This window comes from Thermodesulfobacteriota bacterium (assembly GCA_040753795.1).
Taxonomy (GTDB): Bacteria; Desulfobacterota; Desulfobacteria; order Desulfobacterales; family Desulfosudaceae; genus JBFMDX01.
Genome location: JBFMDX010000004.1, coordinates 187,690 through 209,486, shown reverse-complemented (window position 1 = coordinate 209,486; position 21,797 = coordinate 187,690). Strand labels below are relative to the sequence as shown.

The 21,797-nt window shown below is 51.7% G+C and carries 24 protein-coding genes and 1 tRNA gene; 10 read left to right on the top strand and 15 right to left on the bottom strand.

Going from position 1 to position 21,797, the window contains the following annotated elements; translation table 11 throughout:
- Window positions 1-20: 20 nt before the first annotated feature.
- The 6 genes from AB1724_07350 to AB1724_07325 all read left to right on the top strand — a co-directional run bounded on the left by AB1724_07350 (window position 21) and on the right by AB1724_07325 (window position 5,002).
- Window positions 21-1,175, top strand: a complete 1,155-nt coding sequence (locus AB1724_07350; protein MEW6077608.1) for a DUF2157 domain-containing protein — start codon at window positions 21-23, stop codon at window positions 1,173-1,175.
- Window positions 1,172-1,699 (top strand): GDYXXLXY domain-containing protein, encoded by a 528-nt coding sequence (locus AB1724_07345; protein ID MEW6077607.1) that lies wholly within the window; start codon window positions 1,172-1,174, stop codon window positions 1,697-1,699. Before AB1724_07350 ends, AB1724_07345 begins: the two co-directional genes overlap by 4 nt.
- A gap of 19 nt (window positions 1,700-1,718) precedes the next feature.
- Window positions 1,719-2,147 carry a hypothetical protein gene (locus AB1724_07340; protein ID MEW6077606.1) on the top strand — a complete coding sequence of 143 codons (429 nt, stop codon included), beginning with the start codon at window positions 1,719-1,721 and terminating at the stop codon, window positions 2,145-2,147.
- A 25-nt stretch (window positions 2,148-2,172) separates the two neighbouring features.
- Window positions 2,173-3,273: a glycerol dehydrogenase gene (locus AB1724_07335; GenBank protein MEW6077605.1), complete on the top strand. Its 1,101-nt coding sequence runs from the start codon at window positions 2,173-2,175 to the stop codon at window positions 3,271-3,273.
- On the top strand, window positions 3,270-4,043 hold the full coding sequence (locus AB1724_07330; GenBank protein MEW6077604.1) for an acetoacetate decarboxylase family protein: 774 nt from the start codon (window positions 3,270-3,272) through the stop codon (window positions 4,041-4,043). The genes AB1724_07335 and AB1724_07330 overlap by 4 nt, the downstream gene beginning before the upstream one ends.
- A 131-nt stretch (window positions 4,044-4,174) precedes the next feature.
- Window positions 4,175-5,002, top strand: coding sequence for an SDR family oxidoreductase (locus AB1724_07325; protein ID MEW6077603.1), 828 nt, complete (start codon window positions 4,175-4,177; stop codon window positions 5,000-5,002).
- A 109-nt stretch (window positions 5,003-5,111) separates the two neighbouring features.
- Here AB1724_07325 and AB1724_07320 read toward each other — a convergent pair whose 3' ends face one another.
- The 3 genes from AB1724_07320 to AB1724_07310 all read right to left on the bottom strand — a co-directional run bounded on the left by AB1724_07320 (window position 5,112) and on the right by AB1724_07310 (window position 8,893).
- Window positions 5,112-6,179 carry an NAD(P)/FAD-dependent oxidoreductase gene (locus AB1724_07320; protein ID MEW6077602.1) on the bottom strand — a complete coding sequence of 356 codons (1,068 nt, stop codon included), beginning with the start codon at window positions 6,177-6,179 and terminating at the stop codon, window positions 5,112-5,114.
- 1 nt (window position 6,180) lies between these two features.
- Window positions 6,181-6,972 (bottom strand): 2-amino-3,7-dideoxy-D-threo-hept-6-ulosonate synthase, encoded by a 792-nt coding sequence (locus AB1724_07315; GenBank protein MEW6077601.1) that lies wholly within the window; start codon window positions 6,970-6,972, stop codon window positions 6,181-6,183.
- 184 nt (window positions 6,973-7,156) lie between these two features.
- Window positions 7,157-8,893, bottom strand: coding sequence for a long-chain fatty acid--CoA ligase (locus tag AB1724_07310; GenBank protein ID MEW6077600.1), 1,737 nt, complete (start codon window positions 8,891-8,893; stop codon window positions 7,157-7,159).
- Window positions 8,894-9,200: 307 nt separating this feature from the next.
- Here AB1724_07310 and AB1724_07305 point away from each other — a divergent pair.
- Window positions 9,201-9,277, top strand: a tRNA-Ala gene (locus AB1724_07305).
- Between the two features lie 493 nt (window positions 9,278-9,770).
- Here the strand turns inward: AB1724_07305 and AB1724_07300 are convergent.
- Both AB1724_07300 and AB1724_07295 read right to left on the bottom strand, forming a co-directional pair.
- Window positions 9,771-10,640 (bottom strand): SDR family oxidoreductase, encoded by an 870-nt coding sequence (locus AB1724_07300; GenBank protein MEW6077599.1) that lies wholly within the window; start codon window positions 10,638-10,640, stop codon window positions 9,771-9,773.
- A gap of 30 nt (window positions 10,641-10,670) precedes the next feature.
- Window positions 10,671-11,708 (bottom strand): enoyl-CoA hydratase/isomerase family protein, encoded by a 1,038-nt coding sequence (locus AB1724_07295; GenBank protein ID MEW6077598.1) that lies wholly within the window; start codon window positions 11,706-11,708, stop codon window positions 10,671-10,673.
- A gap of 199 nt (window positions 11,709-11,907) precedes the next feature.
- Here AB1724_07295 and AB1724_07290 point away from each other — a divergent pair, with 199 nt between their 5' ends.
- Complete coding sequence (locus AB1724_07290; protein ID MEW6077597.1) at window positions 11,908-12,561, top strand: TetR/AcrR family transcriptional regulator; 654 nt, start codon at window positions 11,908-11,910, stop codon at window positions 12,559-12,561.
- Window positions 12,562-12,977: 416 nt separating this feature from the next.
- On the opposite strand, the gene AB1724_07285 is transcribed toward AB1724_07290, so the two are convergent.
- Both AB1724_07285 and AB1724_07280 read right to left on the bottom strand, forming a co-directional pair.
- Complete coding sequence (locus AB1724_07285) at window positions 12,978-13,697, bottom strand: hypothetical protein (GenBank protein ID MEW6077596.1); 720 nt, start codon at window positions 13,695-13,697, stop codon at window positions 12,978-12,980.
- Window positions 13,660-14,202 (bottom strand): hypothetical protein, encoded by a 543-nt coding sequence (locus tag AB1724_07280; GenBank protein MEW6077595.1) that lies wholly within the window; start codon window positions 14,200-14,202, stop codon window positions 13,660-13,662. The genes AB1724_07285 and AB1724_07280 overlap by 38 nt, the downstream gene beginning before the upstream one ends.
- Window positions 14,203-14,380: 178 nt before the next feature.
- On the opposite strand from AB1724_07280, the gene AB1724_07275 reads away from it, so the two are divergent.
- Window positions 14,381-15,520, top strand: coding sequence for an AAA family ATPase (locus tag AB1724_07275; protein MEW6077594.1), 1,140 nt, complete (start codon window positions 14,381-14,383; stop codon window positions 15,518-15,520).
- 26 nt (window positions 15,521-15,546) lie between these two features.
- Here the strand turns inward: AB1724_07275 and AB1724_07270 are convergent, their stop codons facing one another.
- Both AB1724_07270 and AB1724_07265 read right to left on the bottom strand, forming a co-directional pair.
- Window positions 15,547-15,945, bottom strand: coding sequence for a PIN domain-containing protein (locus tag AB1724_07270; GenBank protein MEW6077593.1), 399 nt, complete (start codon window positions 15,943-15,945; stop codon window positions 15,547-15,549).
- Window positions 15,942-16,190 (bottom strand): AbrB/MazE/SpoVT family DNA-binding domain-containing protein, encoded by a 249-nt coding sequence (locus AB1724_07265; GenBank protein ID MEW6077592.1) that lies wholly within the window; start codon window positions 16,188-16,190, stop codon window positions 15,942-15,944. The genes AB1724_07270 and AB1724_07265 overlap by 4 nt, the downstream gene beginning before the upstream one ends.
- Before the next feature lie 54 nt (window positions 16,191-16,244).
- On the opposite strand from AB1724_07265, the gene AB1724_07260 reads away from it, so the two are divergent.
- On the top strand, window positions 16,245-16,427 hold the full coding sequence (locus AB1724_07260) for a hypothetical protein (protein ID MEW6077591.1): 183 nt from the start codon (window positions 16,245-16,247) through the stop codon (window positions 16,425-16,427).
- Between the two features lie 16 nt (window positions 16,428-16,443).
- On the opposite strand, the gene AB1724_07255 is transcribed toward AB1724_07260, so the two are convergent.
- From AB1724_07255 to AB1724_07230, 6 genes are all read right to left on the bottom strand, one after another.
- Window positions 16,444-16,617: a hypothetical protein gene (locus AB1724_07255; protein ID MEW6077590.1), complete on the bottom strand. Its 174-nt coding sequence runs from the start codon at window positions 16,615-16,617 to the stop codon at window positions 16,444-16,446.
- Window positions 16,618-16,786: 169 nt separating this feature from the next.
- The gene (locus AB1724_07250; protein MEW6077589.1) at window positions 16,787-17,359 is read right to left on the bottom strand and encodes a hypothetical protein; all 573 of its coding nucleotides are present in this window, start codon (window positions 17,357-17,359) and stop codon (window positions 16,787-16,789) included.
- 524 nt (window positions 17,360-17,883) lie between these two features.
- Entirely contained in the window at window positions 17,884-19,053 is a 1,170-nt protein-coding gene (locus AB1724_07245) for an IS4 family transposase (protein ID MEW6077588.1), read from the bottom strand.
- A 100-nt stretch (window positions 19,054-19,153) separates the two neighbouring features.
- The gene (locus AB1724_07240; protein ID MEW6077587.1) at window positions 19,154-19,603 is read right to left on the bottom strand and encodes a hypothetical protein; all 450 of its coding nucleotides are present in this window, start codon (window positions 19,601-19,603) and stop codon (window positions 19,154-19,156) included.
- 221 nt (window positions 19,604-19,824) lie between these two features.
- Window positions 19,825-20,760 (bottom strand): hypothetical protein, encoded by a 936-nt coding sequence (locus AB1724_07235; protein MEW6077586.1) that lies wholly within the window; start codon window positions 20,758-20,760, stop codon window positions 19,825-19,827.
- Window positions 20,761-20,884: 124 nt separating this feature from the next.
- On the bottom strand, window positions 20,885-21,790 hold the full coding sequence (locus AB1724_07230; GenBank protein ID MEW6077585.1) for an OmpA family protein: 906 nt from the start codon (window positions 21,788-21,790) through the stop codon (window positions 20,885-20,887).
- Between the last annotated feature and the right edge of the window lie 7 nt (window positions 21,791-21,797).

Below are 21,797 nucleotides of genomic sequence, written 5' to 3'. Positions count from 1 at the left end.
GCCACCGGAGAAACAGCCCTATGGCAGCACAATGGGAAAATTTTCTTGAAAAATGGACGCGGGCGGGCCTGATCGACCCGGCGGCGGCCGAGCGGGTGCGCGCCTATGAGGCGGGTCAGGACAAAGCCCGGGGCCTGCGCTGGCCGGTCCTGGTGGCCATTGCCCTGGGCGGCTTGCTGCTGGGGGCGGGAGTGCTGCTGTTCGTGGCGGCGCACTGGGAGGCCCTGTCCCCGGCCCAACGGTTTGCCCTGGTCCTTGTGATGGTGGCCGGCTTTCACGGCGCCGCGGCTTTTACGGCCGCGCGGTTCGCGGCCCTGGCCGCGGTCCTGCACGCCGTGGGCACCGTCTGCCTGGGCGCCGGGATATTTCTGGCCGGACAGATCTTTCATCTCCAGGAACACTGGCCCGGCGGCGTCATGCTCTGGGCGGCCGGCGCCTGGGCGGCCTGGGCCCTTCTGCGGGACTGGCCCCAGGCGGCCCTGGCCGCGATTCTGACCCCGGCCTGGCTGGGCGGCGAGTGGCTGGTGGCCACCGAGGGCATGAGGGGCGCGCAGCCTTTGATGGCCGCGGCACTGCTGATGCTGTCCATCTCCTACCTGACGGCGATAACTGAAAACGAGGCCTCGCCGGTCCGCAAGGCCCTGGCCTGGATCGGCGGACTGACGCTTATCCCGGCCGCGGCCCTGGTGGTTACGGTCGGCTGGGGCCATTACCGGAGTGACCTGCCGCTGCTGCCGGCTTACCGGACCCTGGGCTGGACGGCCGCCTATCTCGCGCCCCTCGTGCTGTCCTTAACACTGAGAAAGAAGATGGCCGTCGTGAATATCGGCGCCGCCCTGTGGGTCGCGGCCCTGAGCGTCTCCGCCCGCTGGTTTTACCCCTATTACGGCGGGCCCCGTTTTGAATGGCATCATCTGCTGTCCTACGGGCTGTGCGGCCTGGGCGCGGTGGGCCTGATCGCCTGGGGCATGATGGAAGCCCGCAGGGAACGGGTCAACCTGGGGATCGCCGGGTTTGCCCTGACCGTCCTGTCCTTTTACTTTTCAAGCCTCATGGATAAACTCGGGCGCTCGGCCAGCCTGATCGGCCTGGGCGTTCTGTTCCTGGCAGGCGGCTGGCTGCTGGAAAAGACGCGCCGGCGGCTGCTGGTCAGAATCGAAGGGGGGCGGAAATGAGACCATTGATCAAAGGCATCATCATCGCGGTGGTCCAGGTCGGCCTGGTGGGGACCCTCGGCGCCAAGCTCCTGTACGACAGAACCACCCTGCCGCGCGTCTGGGTTCAGACCGTGCCTTATGACCCCAATCTGCCCATTCGCGGCCGCTACGTCCGGCTGCAGCTCATTGTGGCGGCCAGGGGCATCCCAGCGCCGGAAACCCCGGACAAAAACTATAACCGCTATCCGGTGGAACTGAAGGTGGAAAACGGCCGGCTGTCGGCTGAAGTCAAAGCGGAGGAGCGCCGGAGAAGCGGTAACAACCGCTATGTCCGGCAGACGATGGCCGGCAGCGAAAACGTAGCGGTGCTCGATGAGCCCGTGGCCTTTTTCATTCCCGAGCACATCCCCGACCCGTCCCGCCGCCAGGCCGGCGAAAAGCTGTGGGTGGAGACAACCATTCCGGAGAAAGGCCCGCCCCGGCCCATCCGGCTCGGGGTCAGCAGCAACGACGGCCCGATCTTGCCGCTGGACATTCGATAAAAACAACAGGAAAACAGGTATGGCACAGCATGACAGGACGGATTATATGGTCATCGGCCGGTTCCGCAACGGCGCCAACGTCAGGCGGCTGATTGCCGCCATCCGGGAAAAAGGCAAAACCTGCTATGACTTTACCGCCAAGCCCGCCGATCCGGCCAATCCGGACGCTCCCTTTGACGCGCAGATGGCCGTGCTCGAATCCCACCCGGATTTTTTAAACGATCCGGTTCACCTGGCCCACTTCCGGCGGGACCTGGATGGCCTTAAAAACGCCGGCACCATTGTCATGCTGCTGCCGGCCGGCACGTCCGCTCACATGGAAGCCGGCATCGCCTTTGGCCTGGGCAAGAAAATCGTCCTGATCGGAACCCCGGAGAAGCCGGAAACCCTGTATTTTATATTTGACGAATATTATAAAACCGTGGACGCGTTTCTGGAGACGGTCTGATTAAATAGTTTATAAGGATACCCCCATGCTGAAAAAAGTGATGTTTCCCGGAAAATATATCCAGGGCGCCGGCGCTTTGTCGGAACTGCCTGCCCTGATCCGGCTGTTCGGCCGGCAGGGCCTGATCCTGGCCTCGCCCACGGCCCGGAAGACCGTTCTGGCCGAAAGCGGCCTGGATCTTCAGACCCCTGGCCTGCCGGTGGAGCGCTTCAGCGGCGAGTGCTGTGAGGCGGAATTGTCCCGGGTAGCCGCCGTTATCCGGGAAAAAGGCGTGGATGTCCTGGTGGGCATGGGAGGCGGCAAGACCATCGACACCGCCAAGATCGCCGCCGACCGGGCCGGCATCCCCGTCCTCATCGTGCCCACCATCGCCTCCACCGATGCCCCGTGCAGCGGCTGCGCCGTGCTTTATTCGGCGCAGGGCGTTTTCGCGTCGGTCTATTATCAGAAATCAAACCCCGCCGCCGTGCTGGTGGACACGGCCGTGATCGCCCGGGCGCCCGCCCGCTTTCTGGTGGCCGGCATGGGCGACGCTCTGGCGACCTGGTTTGAAGCCCGGTCCTGCCACGCCACCCAATCGGCCAACGAGTGCGGCGGCCTCTGCACCCTGACGGGGCTCAACCTCGCCCGGCTCTGTTATGACACCCTGCTCAGCCACGGTCCGGACGCCAAAATCGCGGCCGAAGGGCACATCGTCACGCCCGCCCTGGAGCACATCGTCGAGACCAACATCCTCTTGAGCGGCGTCGGCTTTGAAAGCGGCGGACTGGCCGCCGCCCATGCCGTTCACAACGGCCTCACCGCCCTGGAAGAGACCCATGCGTATTATCACGGCGAGAAGGTGGCCTTCGGCGTTCTGGCCGGCCTGCAGCTCACCGATGCCCCGCCGGCGGAAACAGCCGCTGTTTACGCCTTCTGCGAGGCGGTCGGCCTGCCCACCACCCTGGCCGGCATCGGATTGAAGACCCCGGACCGGGGCAGGCTGATGACGGCCGCGGAGAAAACCTGCGAACCGGGCTCCAGCATCCACCACGAGGCCGGCGACATCACCTCGGAAAAGGTCCTGCACGCCATGCTGGCGGCCGACGCCATTGGCGAAAACCGAAATAACAGGAGGAAACCATGAGTAGCCATACCACCGGACAAACAGGCGGAAGCGATAACCTCTGGAAACGCCTGCTGGACAACCGCAAAAGACGCGTGAACGCCTGGGACAACGCGCAGATAGTGCTGGCGGATGTGCCCGTGAACATCCGTGAGGTGAAAAAAATCCTGCCCCTGGGGCTGTGGCCCACGGATCCGCCCATGGCCACGCTTTTCTTAATCAACTACCCCACGGTGGCCTATCCGCTCTTTCCGTACAAGGAGGCCATCATGATGATCCATGTGCGCACCCTGCTGGGCCAGGGCCGCCACTGCTGCTGGATCATCGTGGATGACGATCCCGCCCTGATCCTGGGCCGGGAGCTGCTGGGGTTCCCCAAGAAAACCGGAACGTTTGTTTTTGAGGACAACCGGGAAACGGTCAACGCCTCTATTACGCGCCGGGACATCACGGTCATGTCCATGACGGCGTCCCGCGGTTCCCGGGAACCCGTCCCGCCGCCGGTCTTCAACAACAAGACCTTTAATTACGGCGGCCTGGGGCAGTTCATGTCATTCAGCGCGGTCTGGATGTTCCGGCCCAAAGAGGTCATCCACGAATCATTCCGGGCGGACATCAAACTGACCGTCAACGACTCCGCGTACGATCCCCTGGCCCGGCTGGTGGACGGCGAGCCCCGGAACGGCCGTATCGTGACCATTGATATCCCCGGCGGATCGCCCTACATGCTGCCGGTGGGCCTGGCCGGACCGTTCGTGTTCGGCCGGACATTCAACATGCGGTTCCGGTAAATTGCCGGTCACGACGCACCAATCCCTACGGGCGACCGGCGGTCGCCCGTATTGCATAATCCAGTTTTGGGGATAATTGACATAAACCTGAAGGGGAACAGCGTGCCGTGCCCTGAAAAAAAGGAGAATCCATGAACATCTTCAACGGAAAAACAGCCATCGTCACCGGCGCGGGTTCCGGCATCGGCCGGAGCCTGGCCGAGGAACTGGCCCGGCGGGGCGCCCATGTGGTGATCAGCGATATCAGCCCGGATCGCGTTCAGGCGGTGACGGCCGGAATCCTTCAGTCCGGGGGGAAGGCCACGGCCCTGACCCTGGATGTTTCCCAGTACGAGGCCGTGAAAAAAATGATCGAGGACACGGTGGCCGCCCACGGCCGGATCGATTACATCTTCAACAACGCCGGCATTGCCGTCGGCGGCCCGGCCAAAGAATTTGCCATCGACGACTGGCGCCGGGTCATCGACATCAATCTCTACGGCGTGGTCTACGGCGCCTCGGTGGCCTTTCCCATCATGGCCCGGCAGGGCTTCGGCCATATCATCAATACCGCCTCCATCGAAGGGCTGGTCCCGTTTCCCGGCACCTCGAGCTATGTGGCCAGCAAACACGGCGTGGTCGGGCTGTCCACCTCCCTGCGCATCGAAGGAGCCGACCTGGGCGTCCGGGTGAGCGTGGTCTGCCCGGGCTATATCAAGACCGCCATTTTCACCGATTCAAAAATGATTAAAGTCAACCGGGAAAAACTGATGAAGAGCCTGCCGGACTGGGTCGGCATCACGCCCGACGAATGCGCTAAAGTGATCCTGGCCGGGGTCGAACGCAACCAGGCCTTCATCGTCGTGACCTTATTCGCCAAAATACTCTGGCGTCTGAACCGCTTAAGCCCCGCTCTGGTCATGTGGCTCATGAAATTAGTGAACCGGGATTCCATACGGAAGGGCATCACCCAGGCGTAGGGCGACCGATGAACCGCCGGTTGCCAAGAACTTGCAGGGGCGACCCGCCTTGCCCCTACCCGACAAACGGGCACTCCATATCCGACCCTGCAGGCCCGCCCCCGTGTTCCTACCAGGAGACGCTTTTCAGGGCCGGGATGTGCCGTCCCAGACGCAGGCAGGTTTTCCAGAGTCGCGGGGTTGCGGCCAGGCGACCGAAGAAGGCAGGCCCCGGCGGGTTGACGCGCCGGTCAGCGCAAAGGTCGCCGACGAGGTTGAACTGGGGATCGTTAAGATAAAAGACCTGCTGCCGGCGGTTCCAGTCGGCCGGGAAAAGGCCGTGGCGTTTGATCAGCCGGGTGTAGACGCCGGGTTGGCCGGAGGATACGGCCTGCCGGAGATAGCCGGCGCAGCAGATGATGGCGCACAGGCCGCCGCAGGTGACCGGGTTGGTCAGGCCGGCGGCGTCGCCGACCAGCAGGACCCGGCCGCGCTCAAAGACCGTGCCGTTGACGGAAATAGGCGCGGCCCCCTTTTCTTCGATGCTGCCACTGATGCCGTAATCGGCCAGAAATTGGTCCAGGATGTCGTAGCTGCCGCCGGCGCCCACATTGAAGACGCCGTTGTCCCGGGGAAAAATCCAGCCGTAGCCATGGGCCTTACTGCGGCCGTAAAACCGGCTGCCGACAAACACGTCAAAATAATCTTTGGGCCAATCCAGTCGCATGCGGTACTGCACGGCCGGCACCTGCTCGACCCGGCCGCCGATCCGGGAGCGGATTTTCGAGGCCGGTCCGTCGGCCCCGATCAGCCAGCCGTCGTCCGGCACGTCCGGCCCGGCGTACCGCTCCGAAAACCGCACCGCCACCTTCCGCTGCCGCAGCACCTCGATCATGCCGCGCAGCCACTCGGTTCTTTTGAGGGTAGCGCCGTCCTGGATCACGATGCCCTGCCGGCGGTTGGGAAAGTTGACCCGCACCCCGCGCACCCGGGCGGCGATGAACGGCGTTGAGCAAAAGCCGGTTTCATTTTCCAGGCGCTTCAGCTTTTCCAGGGAAATGCCCTCGGCGCAAAGACTGGAGCGGTAGGTTCCTTCGTCCTGCTTTTCATAAACCGTGATGTCGGTGCCGGGAATCCGCGACAGGTAAAGGGCCGTGATCAGGCCCGCCGGCCCGCCGCCGGCGATGGATACCTTCATCTTATCCCCGCCGAAGCATCTTCAGCGCCTCGTCGGCGGACAGGTTGTTGTGGACGATCTCACAGGCCGTGCGCACAAACAGTTCGGGATTCTTGTGCTGAAAGGCGTTGCGGCCGATGGACAGGCCGGCGGCGCCGGCCTTCATGGCCCCCTCGATCATCTTCATGGTCTGGGCATCGGTCTGCTTGGAACCGCCGGCGATGACCACCGGCACCGGGCAGCCGCGCACCACCTCGGCAAAGGATTCGGCCGAGCCGGTGTACGGGCACTTGACGATGTCCGCGCCCAGTTCCCCGCCCACCCGGGCGGCGTGCTTGATGGAGGCCAGGTTCTGCTGCACGGTTTTGCCCCGGGGATACATCATGGCCAGCAGGGGCATACCCCAGCGGTAACACGCTTTGGCCGTGCGGCCCAGAAACTCCAGCATGACCGATTCCGTGTCCGCGCCCACGTTGACGTGAACCGACACGGCGTCGGCGCCCAGGGCCATTGCCTCCTCGACATCGCAGACCGATATCTTGCTGTCCGGCTGGGGCGTCAGGGCGGTGGAGGCCGACAGGTGGATGATCAGGCCGATGTCCGTGCCCTCGCTCCGGTTGGTTGACATGACGATGCCCTTGTGCACCACGGCGGCGTTGGCCCCGCCGCGGATGATCATGTTGACGGTCTGGTCCACGTCCTCCAGCCCTTCGATGGGCCCCATGGTGACGCCGTGATCCAGGGGCACGATGACGGTCTTTCCGGATTGACGGTTGAAGATCCGCTTCTTTCTGATTCGTTTTCCGATGTTCATGGTCTCTTGTCCTATTAATAGTGATCTCATTCCCAGCCGTCAGCCGAGATTGCAAGCCACCTCTAAAAATTAGAATTTTGTTTCGAGTTCAAGGCGCGCGAAAATTTTAACCGCAGGAATACTTAAACGTATTTCGAGGATTAAAATTTGAGCGCAACGCCGAAATCGAACCAAAAGGCAATTTTTAGCCGAGGTTTTTATATTCGTCCTTCAAAACCCGCCTCAACACCTTGCCCACGGCCGAAGTCGGCAGCGCGTCCCGGAACTCGATGGTCCGGGGCCGCTTGTACCCGGCCAGCCGCTCCTTGCAGAACTCCAGAATCTCCTCCTCGGTGGCCTGCATGCCTTCCCGCAACTGGACGTAGGCCCTGACCTCTTCCCCGCTGCGGGGGTTGGGCACGCCGACCACCGCGGCCTGGGCGACCTTGGGATGCTGGTAAAGCACCTCCTCCACCTCCCGGGGGTAGCAGTTAAAACCGCCGACCAGGATCAGGTCCTTCTTGCGGTCGGTAATAGTAATATACCCCTCTTCATCGATATGGCCGATGTCGCCGGTCAGAAAATAGCGGCGGCCATCGATCTCGCGGAAGGCATCCTTGTTGGCCTCGGGTTTGCGCCAGTAGCCCTGCATGACCTGAGGTCCGCACACGGCGATCTCGCCGTCCTGGCCCCGGGGCAGGACGGTTGCGCCGGTGTCGGCGTCCACGATCTTGATGTCGGTGTTGGGAATGGGAAAGCCCACCGAACCGAACTTGCGCAGGGCTTTGTCGCTGGGGTTGCCGCAGATAACCGGCGCGGTTTCGCTCAAGCCGTAGCCTTCAAAAATAATGCAGCCGGTCTTGGCCTCAAAATTGGTGGCCTGCTCCACCGGCAGGGGCGCGCCCCCGGAGGCGCAGCAGATCAGCGAGCTTAAGTCATATTGATCCAGAAGGGGATGGTTCTCAAAGGCGGAAAAAATGGTCGGCACGCCCACCAGGAATGTGGGCCGATAGCGCTGGACCAGCTTGAGCACCTCGGTAAAGGGCGGGTTGCCGGCCCGGGGATCGGGAACGCAGATCAGCCGGCTGGCCGAGGCACAGGAGGTCAGCATGCATAAGGTCATGCCGAAGCTGTGGTACCAGGGCAGGACGCCGATATAACAGTGAAAACCTCCCCGCCGGATTTTTTCCGGGGCCGCGCCCGGTTCATGGGAGATCCGCACCCATTCGTCCATTGCCTTGACGTCAAAAACAAAATTGGCATGGGTCAGGGCCGCGCCCTTGGGCATGCCGGTGGTGCCGCCGGTGTAAATGATCAGGGCCAGATCCTCAACGGGGTTGATGTTCACTTCCGGCGGCTCGGGCGGATGGGTGGCCAGGACGTCGTCATACATCAGGTGGCCGGGATGGTGCTGTTCCGCGCACGGGATCTTGTTGAGCAGACTGCCCAGAAAGCGTTTGAGCGGCGGCAGGTAGGATTTGACGTTGCAGATCACCACGGTTTCCACGTCCGTTTCCTGAACGGCCTGGACAATGGTTTCGTAGAACTGGGGGTGGTCCATGGCAAAGGCCGCCCGGGCGCCGGAGTCCTTGAGCTGGTAGTTCAGTTCTCTCGGCGTATACAGCGGATTGCAGGTAACGCAGACCGCTCCGGCCTTGAGAATGCCGAAATAGACTTCAGGATAATGGGGCAGGTTGGGCAGAAAAATGGCCACCCGGTCTCCCTTTTTAATGCCGCTGGCGTGCAGAAAATGGGCGATCCGGTCGGCGGCGTCTTTTACCTGGGCAAAGGTGCGGGTGCCGCCGTTGAATATCGTGTAGACCTTGTCGGGATAATCCCGTGCGGAGTCATCCAGAAACGCATACAGGGGGTGCTCATAGTCTGAAATTTCCCGGGCAACGCCTTGGGGCCACCTGGGGGTGGGCCAGGGTTTCATGCTCATGGCGGACTCCTTGTCGTATATTAATAAAATGGATGGACGCTTCAATGCTCTAATATATAGGGCGTTTTTCCGGCATGAATCAACGTTTTTCTAAAAATGTCTTGGGACGACCCGCTGGTCGCCTCTACAGGTTTATCTTGCACTCGACCCACCAACCTGAAAGGGCACGGCGCGCCGTGCCCTTTCAGGGCATTCCAACACAAAAATGCAGGGACAGCCCCTTTTGCTTTCCCGCAAAACTTTTTTAGGCCCCCTGAAAATTATGGTTGACTGGGGCCATACCCTTTGCTAAACATTCTTTTTTATTGGGGCTGTAGCTCAGTTTGGGAGAGCGCATGACTGGCAGTCATGAGGTCAGGGGTTCGATCCCCCTCAGCTCCACCAAAAAAAGTCAATGATGAGGAAGGGTTAATCAGATCGCTGATTAGCCCTTTTTCTTTGGATAGACTGCTATGTGTGAATCTGTGTGTGAAAAATTTCTAAAATTGGCAGAAACATGGAAAATCTGCCAAAACATGGAAATCAAAAACTAAACAAATTCAGCTCCCTGAAAAAATTGAGGCGGTTAGGAAGCCCAGAGGTTTTAATTCCTAATGCTCGGCCAGCCGGATCTCGTGGAGGGATAAGCGTAGATTCGGGAACACTTTGCTCTCACGGCCCCCCTGGATTGATAAACAACTTTAGCCTGACCGTCGGATGATGATGAAGCAACCTGACGCCTGCATTGTTGCAATCAAGGCAACCTCTCTTCAGCTTCGAGACAGTGTAACGGATTCATATTTTGAACAGCTGACGTGAAAAAAATGTCAAGATTTGAGGGTAAAGGGAGGCTTACCCTTTGTATTCTTATCGTCCAATCGTGTTTTCTGCTATCCGTTCATTTTGACTTTATAAATTTACCCAGCAGTATCATAATTTTGCTCGAGAACCAGTCCATCATCCAGATAGGCGTGATGGCGTGGCTGTAGACCAAAAACCTGGCCTCATAACCTACCAGGTAGCGGGCTTTGGGACTTCTTGCGCTGAGGGCGCGAATGATTACCCTGACGGCCTTTTTCATGGATATCCCCATCTCCGCATGCCATTTAGGAAAAACGCTCAAAGTTTTCAGCTCATTTTGGTATAGGTCTCTGGCCTGCGGAGGAATGGATGCCATCAATTTTTCAGTACTGGTGTCTATTTTTTCCCACATGGGTGTTTTTATTGTCTGCAATTCCACAGAAGAGACCCTGATTTTCCATGGACGAAGCTCTATTCTGAGGGCGTTGGCCACCGCCTCAAGCGCGAATTTTGAAGATGAATAAGGCGCCATGAGCGGCAGTGTTATCCTGCCACTCTCGGAACTTGTGAACACGATTCTTCCCTGCGCTTTGCGTAAAAGGGGGAGAAAGGTCTGCGTTACGAATACGTGACCGAAAACATTAACCCGTATCTGCTGTTCAAAGAGTTCGATAGGTATTATTTCCAGCGGACCCTGGACAGATATTCCTGCGTTATTAAACAGCGCGTCCAGGCCGGCGCCGTTGAGCATTTTTTCAATCTCCACCGCTGCTTTCTTAACGCTTTCATAGTCCACAACGTCCATTATCACCGGTGTGATTCTGTCGGAAGAGGCCTCGCGCAGTTTTTGTGCGTCTGCCTCCTTCCGGACAGCAGCAAACACTCGCCATCCTTTTTCGGCAAGTTCCAGCGATGTCGCCCAACCGATACCGCTGGATGCACCGGTCACCAGTATGGTTTTAGCCATAATTAGTCTCCTTGATAATAATTGTTCCCTCTATTTACCGTGCTTAAATTTGTAGAGATGACCTTCCTCCATATGCTTCACGGTTTCCTGGACGACTTTGTTAAGATCCTCGGTCGTCATTTTCTGACGGTCCATTGAATTAATATGTTCATCGAGATATCGGATATAAGCCTGCATGGCGTTCATGGTATCTTGGATATCCAGGCAGCGGATGCTCTGCTCCATCTCGATGCTTAATCCGTGCCTCAAGGTTGTTTCCATACCATCATGGACGCATTTCTTAATCGCATCCACGGCCGTCATCGGCCGCCTGCTCATCAGATCGGCGAATTCCCGCACCTTTGCCTGGAATTGAGCCTTGTCGAAAAATCCGGTGATTAAACCGATGCGTTGGGCTTCCACGGCGTCCAACTGATTGCCGCGCAGCATCAACTCCAGCGCTTTGGCCCTGCCGATCAGGCGCGGTAGTCTCTGTGTCGAACCGCCGCCGGGAACGATATTGATCAGCACCTCCGGCTGGCCGATGGTGAATCCCTGATCGCCCACCATAAACCGGAAATCGAAACAGGCGGAAAGCTCGGTGCCGCCTCCGTTGCAATTACCGTTGATTGCGGCAATGGTTATTTTATTAAGTCGTTCAATCGCAAAATAGACACGCTGCATGATAAACCACAAATAGAGGCTCGAAGAATAACCGCTTATACTCCTGGCAAATTTCAGCATCATGGTTTCATACCATCCAAAACAATCCATCACCCAGTTGGTATGCGTGGTCATGTATTTTAAAACAGCGCCGGTTATTCTTGTTTTTACGAAAAGATTGAGGAGCAGTTTTTTATTGTCCGTCGACAGACCAAGAAGCTCGGGGATGGAGAAATGCATGATGTAGATATCTTCCATGCCGCCGGTCAGAATGAAAACTCTGACAGAATCATCATGGGATACCTGCTTGACCACAGTAAATAGCTCTTCGAGCATAGCCACCGTCAGGAAATTTACCGGCGGATTTTTTATTTTGACCCAGAGCGTATAATTCTCTTTTCTTGTTTCTAGATATTTATATTCCATGCTTTCACGTTCCCCTTTGCTTTCGACACCGTGGAATTGCTGATTATTATAATCTTTGTAAAGAGATGAATATGACATGAAAGTCATATTGTAAAGAGAAAAATGACCTTTATGTCATATTTATATTGATTATTTTATAAAAATTACTTAATAAGTTGTAATTAAAAGAAATTAGACGAATTAATTTGGGAAAGCAATTGTGACTAGAGTAAGAAATAAAGCTCGAATACCATTACAAAAGCGCAGCATTGAGACCAAAGAAAAGATCTTGCAAGCCGCCTGGGATCTCTCTGCCGCAAAAGGATATTTTAAAATAACATCGCATGATCTGGCTCAACGTGCCGGTGTGGCTACCGGATCTTTTTACGCATATTTCAATAACAAGAAGGAAGTTGCCATAGAATTAATCAAGAGATTCTATAAAGAGGCATCTGAAAAAGCATTCCAGAATATCAATAGAGACGTAGGCGATCGTGCCACAGAAAATCTTGATAACGGAAAAAAGCTGGTTCGTTCCTTAATTCGCTCCTTAAAAGAATCTCATGAAATCAACCCGATGATTCACCAGGATGCCCAGGCGCTGATTTTACTGGATGAAGACGTAAACAAAATGAACAAAGAAGAAGAAAAAAAAATAATTTTGTTTTTAATCAATTTATTGAATCAGTATAAACAATTTATTCGTGTGGATAATATTGAGGACGCCGCAACCATGCTATTCTGGATAAGCACGGAAATGATTCACCGCATCATGAATGACAAGGAAGATGATAAAGAGGAGCGGCTTCTTGGAGAGCTTGAAGATATAATTTGCAGATATCTTTTTATCCCCTTCGGGGATAAGAACCCTTAACTTTCTTCGAAGAAATCCATTCTTGCATCATCCGCAACGCTGATCTTTTCACCGAGAACCGACAAGGATAAATCGACAGAAACAAAGAGACTCCGAATTTCTGTGTGTGAATCTGTGTGTGAAAAATTTCTAAAATTGGCAAAAACATGGAAAATCTGCCAAAACATAAAAATCAAAAACCAAACAAATTCAGCTACCTGTAAAAATTGAGGGGGGTTAGGAAGCTCGCGGGTTTTGTCTGGCAGTCATGTGCGGTCAGGGGTTCGATCCCCCTCAGCTCCACCAAAAACAGTCAATGATGAGGAAGGGTTAACCGAAGCACCGGTTAGCCCTTTTTCTTTGGCTAGACTGCTGTGTGTGAAAATTAGTTCGGGTTTATATACGGTGGTGGGCGTTCCGTATTTTTGATGCAGTTTTTATGAACTTCTCCGGCCAGCAATTTCTTCCATACGGCTGATCACGTGCGTCGCTCTCGCCTGACTTGCTTTATCAGGCGGTAAGAATCCCGGCAGCGCTTCGTAGAACCCCTGAAGTAAAAGTAAATCAGCAAAATAATCCCTGATATATTTTTTCAGTTCTGATTCGGCTTCGTTTACTTCGGTAACAATTTCAGGCCGGCCGTCAATGACGGTAACCATATCTTCCATATCGGTGCTGAAGACAAAATCGGCGTTGCCGCGATGCTGAAAAGCTTCAATTTTTGTCGCCAGGAAAAACGGCGCCGGCAGCAACTTGATTTCCTGTCCGGAAGGCAGTCGATGGTAACAGGCTGATGCGAAGGCTTTTGCAAACCACCGGTTTCCAAATCCGAGAATGGCCGGATTTGTTGGCATAACATCCAGAATCATGCCCTTTTTCAGCCAGCGGCACAGCGGGGCGTCCGGAGACAAGTCTTCAGAAAAGCCCAGATTCCGCAGTTTTTCATTAAACCGATGATACGCAGCCAGAGAAACCACCTCGATAATAATATCGATATCTCGGGTAATGCGAATGGGCGGGGCAGCGGTATCCGTCAGCAGCAAGCCGGTGGCGGCGCCTCCCAGAAAAACGACTTCGTGGTTAAGGGGCAGCAATTCTTGGGCGACTGCTTCCAGCAGTTCAAGATTGGGATTTTGAGCGCTCTCGATAATTATCAAACCTCTTCTGAATTTCAGACGCCGCGAGTTTGTGTTCTCTGGCGTTGCCGGCACGAAGCGCGTCTACCAGCACCAGCAGTTCGTAAAATTGATCGTCTTTGCGGGAAGCTGACGGCGCGGACCGGTATAGTGGGGAAAAAGACTCCCCGCGTACCGGCCCCTCCGGATCCGGCCAGACCGGCAGGGGGCCGCCTGATGACGCCAGCATTTTTTCCATAAAAGCGGCCCCGTGAATCGTTGGAACGCCGCGCGTTATCTCCCCCCGCTCCGGGATAAACACATACCGTATGCCATGTATCAGAAACTCATGGAGATTTTGTATGTTTGGCCGTATCCGAAAATTATACTGAACCGCCAGCCGGGCTTGCAGGGATCTTTTTATCGCGGCATGGACTTCCGATGTGCTCATTCCCAAATCCACGGCAAGCCTGGCGTATGACCAATCGCCATTGCCAATGGCAATCAGCTTGAGCACCGTGAATATGTCCTGGGGTTTTAAAATCATACTTGTTCTCTATTCGCAAATCGCAAATAAAGAATAGTGGATATAGGCAATGCCTGTCAATGATTTTTTATACTCTTTTTGATTCCGATTATGCCCCCTTATTCCGCTTGACGAAAATATGCAAGCACGTTAACATACACATTAAAAAACTAGCGTGTGTTTTTAGGCGGTGATTAAAATGTCCGAACATGTCGCCCGTTATATCGAACAGCCGGTACTGGATGATCTAAAGCGGAAAATGGTTTTTATCGGCGGACCGCGCCAGACCGGAAAGACCACCCTTGCCCGGCATATATGCGAATCAATGAACGGGGATCCAGCCACGCGCTATTTGAACTGGGATGCGGCGGAGGATCGCGAAAATATCATGAAGGAGGCTTTTCCGGCGGGTGCGGGGCCTTTGGTTTTGGATGAAATTCATAAATATTCGCGATGGCGACAGGTGGTCAAAGGGCTTTTTGATAAGCGCCGGTCTGAATTAAACATTCTGGTTACCGGAAGCGCCCGGCTGGATTATTATCGCCGCGGCGGCGATTCATTACAGGGCCGTTATCACTATTACCGGCTGTTGCCGTTTTCTTGCGCCGAATTAAAATCCCCATCGCTAAAAACGATTGAAGACCTGCTGGTTTACGGCGGCTTTCCCGAGCCGTTTCTGCTTCAGTCCGAAAAGGAAACCCGACGATGGAGCCGGGAATATCGATCGCGCATCATCCAGGGCGACCTGACGGCTCTTGAAAACGTGAAGGATGTCAACCTGATCGAACACATGGCTATTCGTTTGCCGGAACTTGTCGGATCACCGCTTTCATTGAATGCGCTGCGCGAGGATTTACAGGTGTCTCACCCGTCTGTTTCCCGCTGGATGGAAATGCTGGAAAATCTGTATATGGTCTTCCGGATTTATCCCTTTGGCGCCGACCGGATTCGCGCTGTAAAAAAAGAAGCCAAACATTATCATATGGACTGGACCGTTGTGCCGGACAGGGGCGCCCGCTTTGAAAATCTGATCGCCTTCCACTTGTTAAAATGGATCTTCTACCTGCAGGATACCGAGGGCAAAAATCTGGAGCTCCGCTATTTCAGAGACATCGATAAGCGGGAGGTTGATTTCGTGATCATGGAGGACGGCAAACCATTACATTTTATAGAAGCCAAATTATCCGGCAAAGCCCAGAGCCCGTCCCTCCGCTACCTCAAACAGCGCTTCCCTTCGGTATCCGCCATCCAGCTCACTTTAGACGACAGACCGGATGTGTTGACCAAAGACGGAATTCGTCTCTGCCCCGCCCATCTTTTTCTCAATGAGCTGGTTTGAGCAATCACGAATAAAATGTAAACTAATTATGTAACCATCTCAAAATACGGGTCCCGGCAGGCGGCCTTATCAAAGGTGAAGATCCGGTCACAACCGTCTACCCGTGCCGCAGCGGCGATAAGAAGATCGGACAGTTCCACGTTAGAATCTCTTGCCGCTACGATAAACTGTCTTATTGCAGGCTGGGCCTCAAACTTTAGAATCGGCATTAATAATAGCGTTTCAAGAGAATCCAGAATATTACGTCGACTGATCGAATAGACCGCTTCCAGCACCCAAATGGCTTCAAGTACTACCAACAGCGGGACAAGCAGCATATCTCTATTCGTCTCAACAGTTTTGAACAGCCTGTAAACCGCCTGTGCCTGTTTTTCGTCGTCCCTGACAAGAAAACGGATGATTACATTCGTATCGACCGCTTTCATTTAACTCGTTCCTTTATTTTCTGTTTTATCGCGGCATCCATTGCCTTGACGGACACGGGCTTTCTGCCGGGCATATTCAGGCTGCCGAATACGTCATCCACCCTTTTTATTACCGGTTTGCAGAGAACTTCGCCCTGCGCGTTGATGATAAATTCGAGCTTGTCTCCGGTATGCAGTCCCAAAGACTGCCGAACAGCCTTGGGTATCGTTATCTGGCCCTTATTGGTGATGGTGGCAAGCGGCATCCGATCCTCCTTACTTTTCTTTTTTTCCTTACATCATAGTAAGGAGAAAAACACATGTCAACCGATAAAAGGGAAAATCATCCAACGCCCTTACAGAGCACATACGGGTTATTCCCCAAACAGCGCTTTCCTTCGGTTTCCGCCATCCAGCTCACTTTAGACGACAGGCCGGATGTGTTGACCAAAGACGAAATTCGCATCTGCCCCGCCCATCTTTTTTCCAATGAACTGGTTTGAGCAATCAACGTATAAATTAGATAGATAGTTCCTTTTTGAAGTTTTCAATTGCTTCTTTAGCTTGATTAAGTAACGCTTCTTTTCCTTTTTCGTCTTCAGGCTTTACCTTTATAGCGGACAATTTATTATCGAAATCTTCAATCAAGCCAATCATTTCTTTAAGTGTTGCATCATTGTTCTTGCTTTTCATTGTTTCTCCTGTTTTCTGATTTTTCGATTACAGTCGCAACTTTTTTTCTATCCGAAGAAAATGAATTACCCCGCCGCAAGCAGCGGGGTATCAACATTTTGTTTATGTCAATTTCATCGCAGCAAGCTGCGGGGAATTAACCCAAAGCGATTGAAGGTTAGGTTTATTCTTAAACGAAGGAAATACATACACAATATATTTTGCAGTCCTCATTTTCCGACACCAAATTCACAATATGTTCTTGTGATAAGAAATCTACAGCATCACTGCATTGTTGTTTTGCTTCAAAGGGTACAGCGAAATGCGAAGATAATTGGTATTGTCCTGATTGTGGAAGATTTAATCCAGAAATAGCAGATTGATATAAAAGTCTTTTGGTTTCCAATTCCACCTTATACCTATATAATTGGCAAGCGATACCTACGGCATATAACTTAACCAGACTTATTCCTCCGTGCGGGGCGGTGATGTTATTCATGATTAATTTGCGGCGTTGCGGGAAACCGACCGGGAATTGGGATGAAAGGTTGGGCTTCAATCCTTTCATGTCATCATACTTTGGGCCAGTAGAACCCTCAGCAGGACTTTTTACTTCGACTAAAGCCACTTCAGAATTTCGGATGGCAAGCACATCGCAATACCATCCATTTTTCTTTACAGAAAAAGCTCCCCAGTTATTTGACAAAAAAAGGTTTACGGCGTATTGGTCATAAATAGGTTTAAAAATAGAATTTCCGCTCATTTCTTACGCCTTATAATGTTGAAGTATTTAAAATGTTATACTTCAAGGGCACGAGGTTTTTTGCGCGTCCGACCCGCCGGGTTCACCGCAATATTATGCCATCATTTGTTGGTTATCGAATGGTTCAAAAAGGGCGGTATTAATATCTATATCTTCTTTTGGGCTTGCCCCATTTCGACCTATCGAGACGACAAGAAGAAATTTTGGAGGTGAAATTTCATCATTCTGCGAAAAACCTTTTGCTATTGCGATAGGTTCATCAGAGAACTCTAAATCAAAACCATTAAAATACCTAAAGGCTATTTGTGTAGAACATGGGATTGAATACCGATACATTTTTGGGCCGTAACTTCCCACTTGCAGGGCTAAATTTATTGGGATAGCTACTGAATGTGTCCTACCCGGCATGGAGGGGACAAGTTCAGTCCATGGCTCTGAACGCATGAAATGACGGTAGAGCACAGGACGAAAAGATGTGTATGGATTTTGATACTTAATAAAGTCCTCGATTCACTACTGTCCGGTTAAAAGTCGAATAAATATAGTTGTTTGTCATCGGTAGTAATTTGTTTCGTGTAGGCTGTGCCCGCGAACGCTTGATAAATGGGCATTTTCTCAAAAAGAGAAATACTTAAAATCTGTAAAATTGTGTAGAGGCTCTGTTCGATTTTCAGCCTTATTTTGATTATGGCAACCAGAACGTAAACCGCTACGGCGATCCAAATCTGGGCTTTCACCGCGTTCGGTGAGCTGCCGTAAAAGGCCTTGATGTGCAAATGTTGTTTGATCCACTTGAAGAATAGTTCTACTTGCCATCGGCATTTATATAGATCAGCGATGGTGGTGGCCGGTAGTAAAAAGTTGTTGGTCAGAAAGTCAAGATTGTTGCCGCTTTCCGCGTCATAAAATTTGACGCGGCGCAGCCTTTCCGGGTATGACTTTCGGGCATAAAATCCGGTCAACGCCACCACCTGATCGCATTTAAGACCGGTGGCAGTATCGACTGGAGTTGAATACAAACGGAGGATAGATGTGTTTGTCTTCTTGCGTGTGACAAAGAAAGATAGGCTCTGGTGAAAGGTATAAAGACGATCAAAGTCCAGATATGCCCGATCCATGAGATAGATTGCGCCCGGTTCAGGGATGAGTTGATCAAGGAAATTAACATCATGAACCTTGCCGTCGGTAATCCAGATAAACGTTGGGATGTTGCCGTGCAGGTCCAGCAAGGTATGCAATTTAATGGCGGCTTTTGAACTCCGGAATCGTGCCCAAGGGAATAAAGAGTGGCACAAATCAATGGTAGATGAATCAAGGGCGTAGACGGTTTCTCGCAGTTCCAGTTCGAAGTCGTCGTGGGTATAAAGCCGTCTTGCTTCTTGAATGAGGATTTGGGCAAAATCGCAATAGATGCGCCAGTCTCGGATTTCATTGGCATCCGCTAATGTGCTTTTGGAGACACGGCCGCGGATGCCCATATGATATAATTTTTTTTGCATGACGCGTAAGCAACATTCGATATCACGCAGGCTTTCCCGTTGCGTGAGTTGGGCAAAGGCCATGCAAAAAAATTGATCCAGGCAAGAGAATGATCGTATTCTGTGATTGCCGCTATAACGGCTCACGCATTGATTGAACGCGTTCCTGGGTAGAAAGTCCATAATTTGAGAAAAGATAAATTTGCCCTGGTACATTGTCCTGTATCCTCCTTCTGAAATGATGAAGGAGGGGTAGCAGGAGGCGGATCGGAATTCAAGTCGATTCCGCACAAAATCGACTGTATTTTTATAAATTCTAAATAGTTATAATGCTTTCATGAAACTTTAACCGGACAGTAGTGTCCTCGATTAATCGAAAATCATAAAGAAGCATCATAGCATGAGGTGCTTTATTATATATTCGTTTTAGCTGATCTTCTTTTACTGCATCAAAAAGACCGCTGTCTTTATACCTTTTTTTTGCCTCCAGAAAACCGACTCCTTCTATTTTTAACCCATCGTTATCTTGAATATTTACCAAGACTGCTATATCACCAAAATTATTTTCAAAACGCCCTTTTAGCTTCCATGGTCTCCAAGCCAAAGAGATTCTTCCAAGATCACTATCCACCTCAATATACGCGAGCTTGTTTCGTATTTCACTTAAGATGCAGTAGGTTATGTGATCCTCATCGTAACTCTCTGGAAAATTGTCTCGAATATTATCACAAAATATCTTTTCAAGAATATTAACCAGATCAAGCATTTTTAAATTTCCCTTCTATGTTGTAAACATTAATGAATTACCCCGCCGCAAGCAGCGGGGTATCAACATTTTGTTTATGTCAATTTCATCGCAGCAAGCAGCGGGGAATTAACCCAAAGCGATTAAAAACTCGGCTTCCACTACAAAATTTTACTTTTGAGGCATTTGGTTTTGTTTAAATTAAACCACATTTTTTCGTAAAAAATCTATCAGCACAAAGCTTACAAAAAATCAATTTGATCCGTATTCAGGACCAAGCCCTTTTCCCATGACCCTATAGCCAGGAAAGAACCATCAGGAGAAAACAAAACATCACAGGCATATTGCAATGGGATAAAACCTATTGGCTTTAACTTCAGAGAGTCGAAAACAGTAACTTGATGGTCTCCAGTAAAAGCAATGACGCTGTCATCCGGGCTCCAACAAAATTTATTAGGCGTGCCCGATGGTTTTATGTCTCGGGAGGCAATTGCTTTATTGGTGGTGATATCTTGAACTATGAGTTGATCGTTTTTTTTACGGTTTCCTAAAATCGCGAGTTTCTTTCCATCATTGCTGATTCTTAATTCTTTAATGGTCCCTTTGTGTTCGTCTATTTTTTGAAACCCTGCGTCCGAAAATGGCAATCTATTATAGACTATACTATGACTTAATTTCGGATTATCCTTGCTCCATTTATTTTGTATCGCAAAAAAAAATGTTTTTGTAACAGACGAATAGGTAATGCAGGTAATCATAGCGTTATCAAAGTTTGTTTTATATATGCAAGCACAGGTGGCCCTATTATAAACAAAAAGGTCTCCATCCCAGGAGCCATATATTATTTCTGAACCATCATCAGAAAAAACAATATTGCTTCCCTGTTTGCCTTTTTTTGAGGTATTGAATTCACAAACAGATTTTCCACTCCTGATGTCAAGAACAACAACTGTGCCGGCTGTATTCACAACAACCAATTGGCTGCCATCTGGAGAAAACATCAGGCTGCTTGGATTTGACGGAACATCAAACGTGTTAAGTCGGTTTCGTTCTTTAATGCCCCACAGTTCTACGTTGTCTGCCAAAGATGCGAGCAAGCTGCCATCGGAGGAGAAATCTATAGCATAAGCCTTGCCCAGCCTAAAAGAAGGTGGGCTAACTGTTTGTTCTATTATCATATTATCCCCATAAGGCAATCAACCCGTTGACGAACTGATATAGGACCCCGCTGACACCTTGGAAGCATCAGCATTTTATGCCGGGTTTATCATAGGAGAAACCCGGCTTTTCTATTTTAAAGGGCTAAAAAATTGTTATTTCTACGCGCCGGTTTGCCTCTTTATTGTTTTTATCGATTAATTTGCTTTCTCCAAAGCCATCTACTTGTATTTCAGGATTGGCATCCTGGGGTAATATTTCTTTAATTACTCTTGAAATAAAATTTGCCCTTCTAAGCGATAAATCATTATTATAGTCATCTGTTCCGACCCAGCAGGTGTGCCCCTCAATCGTTATTTTACACCCTTTTGTGCAATGTTTTTTTATTTCTTCTTTTATATTGTTAACCTCAGCTTGATTTAATACATCAGAATTAAAATCAAAATGCGCGATATGCTTAAAACCAGATTTTCTTTGACTAACATCTTTAATATTATCGGCGGTTTCATCTGGATTCAACTGGCGGGCGCCTCCAAGCATAATGTCGTCAGTTTCAGTCATTGTACCGCTGTCAGAATCTTTTCCTCCTATCCCATCTGGGTTGGCGGGATCACCCCCGATATCACCGATCTTTTTAGAAGCACCTGGGCCGTCTCCTGTTCCTTCATAACCTTTTAAAGATGGTTTTTGCCCCGCTGGCAAATCGACGTTCTTGTTATCAAGAGTTGAATCCTGGCCAGTTTGGTTGGCACCTCCAAGCATAGTGTCGTCAGTTTCAGTCATTTTACCGCTGTCAGAATCTTTTCCTCCTATCCCATCTGGGTTGGCGGGATCGCCCCCGATATCACCGATCTTTTTAGAAGCACCTGGGCCGTCTCCTGTTCCTTCATAACCATTTAACGAGGCATTCTGTTGTGCTGATGGAGAAATTTCCGATTTGTTGTCGGTCGTTTTGTTAAGGTAAAAAACAATTGCAATAACAAACGCAATACATACAGCCACAACAATCCATTTTCCATTGCCTGATTTTTTTTGATCATTGTTTTCCATTTTTTAG

Coding starts and splice junctions, on each gene's coding strand:
- AB1724_07295 (MEW6077598.1), bottom strand. CDS start 11,708: ATGGAATATAAATATCTAGAAACAAGAAAAGAGAATTATACGCTCTGG.
- AB1724_07350 (MEW6077608.1), top strand. CDS start 21: ATGGCAGCACAATGGGAAAATTTTCTTGAAAAATGGACGCGGGCGGGC.
- AB1724_07245 (MEW6077588.1), bottom strand. CDS start 19,053: ATGTACCAGGGCAAATTTATCTTTTCTCAAATTATGGACTTTCTACCC.
- AB1724_07280 (MEW6077595.1), bottom strand. CDS start 14,202: ATGATTTTAAAACCCCAGGACATATTCACGGTGCTCAAGCTGATTGCC.
- AB1724_07270 (MEW6077593.1), bottom strand. CDS start 15,945: ATGAAAGCGGTCGATACGAATGTAATCATCCGTTTTCTTGTCAGGGAC.
- AB1724_07345 (MEW6077607.1), top strand. CDS start 1,172: ATGAGACCATTGATCAAAGGCATCATCATCGCGGTGGTCCAGGTCGGC.
- AB1724_07265 (MEW6077592.1), bottom strand. CDS start 16,190: ATGCCGCTTGCCACCATCACCAATAAGGGCCAGATAACGATACCCAAG.
- AB1724_07255 (MEW6077590.1), bottom strand. CDS start 16,617: ATGAAAAGCAAGAACAATGATGCAACACTTAAAGAAATGATTGGCTTG.
- AB1724_07315 (MEW6077601.1), bottom strand. CDS start 6,972: ATGAACATCGGAAAACGAATCAGAAAGAAGCGGATCTTCAACCGTCAA.
- AB1724_07250 (MEW6077589.1), bottom strand. CDS start 17,359: ATGAGCGGAAATTCTATTTTTAAACCTATTTATGACCAATACGCCGTA.
- AB1724_07235 (MEW6077586.1), bottom strand. CDS start 20,760: ATGATAATAGAACAAACAGTTAGCCCACCTTCTTTTAGGCTGGGCAAG.
- AB1724_07330 (MEW6077604.1), top strand. CDS start 3,270: ATGAGTAGCCATACCACCGGACAAACAGGCGGAAGCGATAACCTCTGG.
- AB1724_07240 (MEW6077587.1), bottom strand. CDS start 19,603: ATGCTTGATCTGGTTAATATTCTTGAAAAGATATTTTGTGATAATATT.
- AB1724_07275 (MEW6077594.1), top strand. CDS start 14,381: ATGTCCGAACATGTCGCCCGTTATATCGAACAGCCGGTACTGGATGAT.
- AB1724_07340 (MEW6077606.1), top strand. CDS start 1,719: ATGGCACAGCATGACAGGACGGATTATATGGTCATCGGCCGGTTCCGC.
- AB1724_07300 (MEW6077599.1), bottom strand. CDS start 10,640: ATGGCTAAAACCATACTGGTGACCGGTGCATCCAGCGGTATCGGTTGG.
- AB1724_07310 (MEW6077600.1), bottom strand. CDS start 8,893: ATGAGCATGAAACCCTGGCCCACCCCCAGGTGGCCCCAAGGCGTTGCC.
- AB1724_07320 (MEW6077602.1), bottom strand. CDS start 6,179: ATGAAGGTATCCATCGCCGGCGGCGGGCCGGCGGGCCTGATCACGGCC.
- AB1724_07230 (MEW6077585.1), bottom strand. CDS start 21,790: ATGGAAAACAATGATCAAAAAAAATCAGGCAATGGAAAATGGATTGTT.
- AB1724_07335 (MEW6077605.1), top strand. CDS start 2,173: ATGCTGAAAAAAGTGATGTTTCCCGGAAAATATATCCAGGGCGCCGGC.
- AB1724_07260 (MEW6077591.1), top strand. CDS start 16,245: ATGTCAACCGATAAAAGGGAAAATCATCCAACGCCCTTACAGAGCACA.
- AB1724_07325 (MEW6077603.1), top strand. CDS start 4,175: ATGAACATCTTCAACGGAAAAACAGCCATCGTCACCGGCGCGGGTTCC.